The organism is Hydrocoleum sp. CS-953, assembly GCF_002260545.1.
Classification (GTDB): Bacteria; Cyanobacteriota; Cyanobacteriia; order Cyanobacteriales; family Microcoleaceae; genus Trichodesmium.
In genome coordinates this window covers 1-4,871 of sequence record NZ_LGSU01000821.1, presented here as the reverse complement: position 1 = coordinate 4,871, position 4,871 = coordinate 1, and the positions used below count along the sequence as shown (strand labels likewise).

General features: G+C 38.6%; 4 protein-coding genes. All 4 read right to left on the bottom strand.

All coding sequences use genetic code 11. From position 1 onward, the window contains the following. Positions 1-237: 237 nt before the first annotated feature. A complete protein-coding gene (gene psbM / locus AFK68_RS10395; RefSeq protein WP_094672641.1) occupies positions 238-342 on the bottom strand; it encodes a photosystem II reaction center protein PsbM in 105 nt (34 codons plus the stop codon). Between the two features lie 209 nt (positions 343-551). Continuing rightward, on the bottom strand, positions 552-857 hold the full coding sequence (locus AFK68_RS10390; RefSeq protein ID WP_094672640.1) for a 2Fe-2S iron-sulfur cluster-binding protein: 306 nt from the start codon (positions 855-857) through the stop codon (positions 552-554). Positions 858-2,604: 1,747 nt separating this feature from the next. Next, the gene (locus AFK68_RS10380) at positions 2,605-3,156 is read right to left on the bottom strand and encodes a TolC family protein (protein WP_371357316.1); all 552 of its coding nucleotides are present in this window, start codon (positions 3,154-3,156) and stop codon (positions 2,605-2,607) included. Positions 3,157-3,231: 75 nt separating this feature from the next. Next, a partial coding sequence (locus AFK68_RS44765) for a TolC family protein (protein ID WP_371357315.1) occupies positions 3,232-4,274 on the bottom strand: 1,043 nt, incomplete at its 3' end. Positions 4,275-4,871: the final 597 nt, after the last annotated feature.

Genomic DNA, 4,871 nt, shown 5'->3' with positions numbered 1-4,871 from the left:
GGGGAGTGTAGGGGAGTAATTTTTTTTGCTCAACTATCCTCCCAAAATTCTAACTTTTTGATTTTTCGGGAACCGTGCATAAAGAGCTGAAAACTAGGTACTTTTTCCAGACCTAAAAAAAAGGCACTTACCTTTATCTATCAATGCTTTGAGATTTAATCAGCAAAGCAATAATTAATAAAGTAGGAGCGTAACATAAAAATTCCGCTCCTACTTTTTTTGTAAACTGCTAAATTTTTAGCTTTCGTTGTTGCCAGTTTGAATATACAAAATGATTAAGAAAACTGCTGGCACAAATATGAACAAAATGGTTGCTACAAACCCTAAATTATTAACTTCCATGATTACCCACCTTTAATTTAAAAAAAGCACTCAGCAATCAGCAGATTTTTTTGAGATGCCCTTGTTTGCGGAGTATTCCATTAGGAAAGGAGATTTGAACTCCGACTCAAGCATCTGGCCCTTGGAGTTCTAGGGATTTTAACCCCTAGCTCTAAAAGCTGATAGCTAATAGCTGATAGCTAGTTAAACAGAACAAAATAAGAATATCATTATTTGCGTTTTGGTTTTGTTTTGACAACCACAGGACCATTAACTAGGGTCTGACAAGCTAATCTACAATTGGGGGGCCTCTTTTTCAACTTTTTTTCTTCCACGGGAGTACGAGGTGAAAGATTTTCTATACCTTCAACAATTTCTACTACGCAAGTACCGCATTGTCCATAACCTCCACAATTCATCATTTTGGCTGTAAAGGTATAAATGTCAATGCGATTTTCTAGAGCTTTGAGCCTTAAGTTGGCTCCATCCGCAGCAATTACTTCTTGATTTTCGTTTTCAAACTTAATATTGGCCATGATGAATTATTAATTTATCGTAATAAAAAGTTAACTAATATTAAGGACTTTAACTTACTGCCCTGGTTTACACAACCTTGCTGTAGGGAAAATAGTCGGGGAGTCGGGGAGTCGGGGAGTGAGGGAGTCGGGGAGTCGGGGAGTCGGGGAGATGATAATCAAAAATAATTATTGCTCTGCTGATTAAATATCAAAGCATTGACAGATATTGGTTNTATTTTTTTATTTTTGACTGGAGAAAGGCTTTGTTGCATGAAACTATATAGGGCTTGCTGATTAAATATCAAAGCATTGACAGATATTGGTTTGAGCAATTTTCGTTATGGAAAAAGTACCAGCTTTTTGCTTGATAAAGCGGAAAAAGTTAGCATTTTGCGTAGATTATGGCAGAAAAATCACTCTTACTATTCTTTCTCCTGTCTCCTCTATAATTCCCACTTCTCCTGACTTCCCCTCCACCGGAGGGGTTAGGGGTGGATTGACTCCTACCCTTACCCATAAGACTTTTTCAGCAAAGCCTAATTAGGGCTAGCTAATAAAAATTGACAAAAGACATAAATTATGTATTTGTCATTAAATTGATATTTTCCGAGAGTAAGCATATTTATAAAACTTACGCAGAGACAACATACAGCAGTTTCCGAAGCTATGAGGTACAGTTGTTTTTATTCTTTTCTATTCCCTATTCCCTCCATACCTGTTCCCTCCATACCAGTTAAGTGTTCCCTCAAACCTAAAATTTTGTACCTCACGGGCAACGGGAAGCGCTGTATATAGCGTTAAAAACTATAACGTTATAGTTTTTGAACTCTAGATATAGTACCTTTGTGTCAGTCCTGATTTAATTAGGGTTGGCTGAATAAATATCAAACCTACATTCCGCACGTCAAAATGTAGTATGAAATCAGTCCTCAGGAGTCGTAGGGGCGTTTTCCTGACGGAATGCTCCGCAAACATGTCGCTCCGCGAAACGGCCCTTAGCTTCGCATAACTATCGTTAACGCCCGTACAGGAGTCAGGAGTCAAAAAAAAATCATAATAGTCAATAACAGCAAACAATTAATTAAGTATTTATGCTTAATATTTTCCTGAGAATTTGACTCAGGAGAAAGTTAAATAAAGATAATTCGTACAGTATAAATACCTACTAAGCTACCAGATTATTATAATACTCTAGTGCTACAACTTGACGTGCGGAAGGTGGGATCAAAGTATTGACAGATAAAGGTTTTAGCATTGTTAGGTCTGGAAAAAGTTCCTAGTTTTGAGCTGCTTTATGCACGGTTCCCGAAAAATCAAAAAGTTAGGATTTTGGGCGCATAGTTGAGCTAAAAAATTACTCTCCTAAACTCCTCTACTCCCCTACTCCTTAAAAAAGACTTTTGAGCGCAAACCCTAATTAGAGGCTTTTCCGTAATTTTGCTCTCCCCATCTCCCCAAAGTCTGCACAGTCCCCACACTCCCAGTTCAGGGAGTATCTGACAAATTCCCACCAGGAAGATTACTTACAGATCGTTGTAGTTCCGACAAAGACCGATTATAGTCAATAATCGCAGTTAACAAATTATCCTCAGCCCTAGTTAAATCTGTTTCCTGTTGAATAACTTCTAACTGAGTTCCCACACCNAACTCCTCTACTCCCCGACTCCTTAAAAAAGACTTTTGAGCGCAAACCCTAATTAGAGGCTTTTCCGTAATTTTGCTCTCCCCATCTCCCCAAAGTCTGCACAGTCCCCACACTCCCAGTTCAGGGAGTATCTGACAAATTCCCACCAGGAAGATTACTTACAGATCGTTGTAGTTCCGACAAAGACCGATTATAGTCAATAATCGCAGTTAACAAATTATCCTCAGCCCTAGTTAAATCTGTTTCCTGTTGAATAACTTCTAACTGAGTTCCCACACCAGCTTGAAATCGTAATCTTGCCAAACGTAAAGCTTCCTTTGCCTGTTCCACACCCAACTCAGCAGTAGAAATATTTTCAAAGCTAGCTTCCAAACCAAAGAAAGCTTCCTCAACTTCCCGACGAATCTGATTTCTAACTTGCTCAAACCTAGTTTCGGCAATCTGCCCATCTATTATACTTTGTCTAGCAGATGCCCTTGCTGCACCACCATCAAAGAAATTCCATCTGAACCTTAATCCTATTGTACTGCCATCAGCCCAACCCCTAGCTGCTCGCCAACTTTGGTTCTCAGTGGTTAATGCCAAAACATTGTAGGTAGCAAAGAAATTTAAGTTTGGTCTGACTGATGAAAGAGCTAGTTTGCGCTGCTCATCACTTAAGTCTCTTTGCACCAACTGCTGTTCTAACTCGGCTCGGTTCTGAAAAGCTGCCACAATGGTTTCATCCAAAGACAAAAGCCAAGACCNAAGAAATTTAAGTTTGGTCTGACTGATGAAAGAGCTAGTTTGCGCTGCTCATCACTTAAGTCTCTTTGCACCAACTGCTGTTCTAACTCGGCTCGGTTCTGAAAAGCTGCCACAATGGTTTCATCCAAAGACAAAAGCCAAGACCCTGCTGGCTCAATTGGATCGGCAGCCGTCAAATTAATCAATTCATTGGCACTTAATCTTTCTGCTAAACGACGTTGGGAAGTACGTTGATCTCTAAGTGCATTTGTCAGGTTTTGTTGTTCATTTGACAATGTTACCTGAGCTTGCAATACATCAAATCTGGTTCCTACTCCTGCTCTTTCTAAAGCTTCCGCATCTTCCAAACTTTTACGAGCATTTTTAACAGCAGCTTCTCCAATTCTGACCCGCCCATCTGATTGTTGTAAATTATAGTAATCATTAGATACATCCAAGCGCAATTGTTCTGAAACCCTCTCTAGTTCTAACTCCCGTAGACGCATTTGTTCCCTAGCAACTCCAATCCTGGAAGAACGAGCTTTACCAAGACCAAGGTCATAATCAAATTGAAATGTATTGGTAAAAGTTGTGACAGGGAAATTTTGAATATCAGTGTCTATGAACTGGTCTGCTCCTGTTACTTCAGCTACCCGTTGTTGAGCTTGTGCCTGCAAATCACCAATAGCACTTTCAATACGTTCTATAGTTGAGTCAAAAGTAAGACTAGGCCACAAAGCAGCTTGAGCCTGTCGCAGAGAAGCTTTAGTCCTCTCAACTTCTAGTTGAGAAACTTGGATTTCTGGGTTATTGCGTCTGGCTAAATCAATAGCTTGCTCTAAAGTAATTGGTATTGTTTCTTTTATCTGTACCTCATCAGGAGAAATGGGATAGTTTAGTGGGTTAGAATTTGGTTCAATTTGAGGAGGAGGATTTGTTTGTAAGGTTCCGTTTGGGACTGGTGGAGGAAAACTTTCACTATTTTGTTGAGCAATAATTAAACTACTATTATTTGATGAATGTTTTTGATTCTCAACCCTGGCTAAATTAGGAACAGTATTCATAGTTGAAGTGGGATTTAAACCTGTCATTATCTGAACAGAATTTTGCTGTTTTGAAGTATTGCCAAAAGTAGGTGGTCGTTGAATGGTTGATACTAGACTTTGATTGGTTATCCCTGGTAATTTAATTGGATAATTGTTACGTTTTTGAGGATTATTTAGTGCGGATGCCTGGGTTTCAATTTGGGATAAATCATTTATTGTTGCCATTACAGGAGCGCGATTTATACTGGTCATCACTTGGTAAGAATTTCCTAGGATTGGATTTATTTGGTTTTGTTGATTCTGATTTTCTGGTGTTGATGGCTTTAAGTTTGTCTGGATTTTTGCTGTTTCAATTTGAGAAGTTTCTGTTTTTGATTTTGACTCTAGCAAATTTAATAAACTGGAATTAGATTTGTCGAGGTCTGCTATTTTTTTCGAGTCTGGATGAAATTTTTCAGTCTCTTTATTACCTAGAATTATTGCTTGTTTAAAAGTTGTTTCTACTGGAGGATTAATTTGGCTTTCTACCTGATAATTTCCCGACTTTGACTCTAGCAAATTTAATAAACTGGAATTAGATTTGCCGACATCTGATAATTTTGACGAATCTGGATG

What these genes read in the sequence shown, in the direction of transcription:
- psbM (WP_094672641.1), bottom strand. Translation starts at nt 342, where the DNA reads ATGGAAGTTAATAATTTAGGGTTTGTAGCAACCATTTTGTTCATATTT.
- AFK68_RS10390 (WP_094672640.1), bottom strand. Translation starts at nt 857, where the DNA reads ATGGCCAATATTAAGTTTGAAAACGAAAATCAAGAAGTAATTGCTGCG.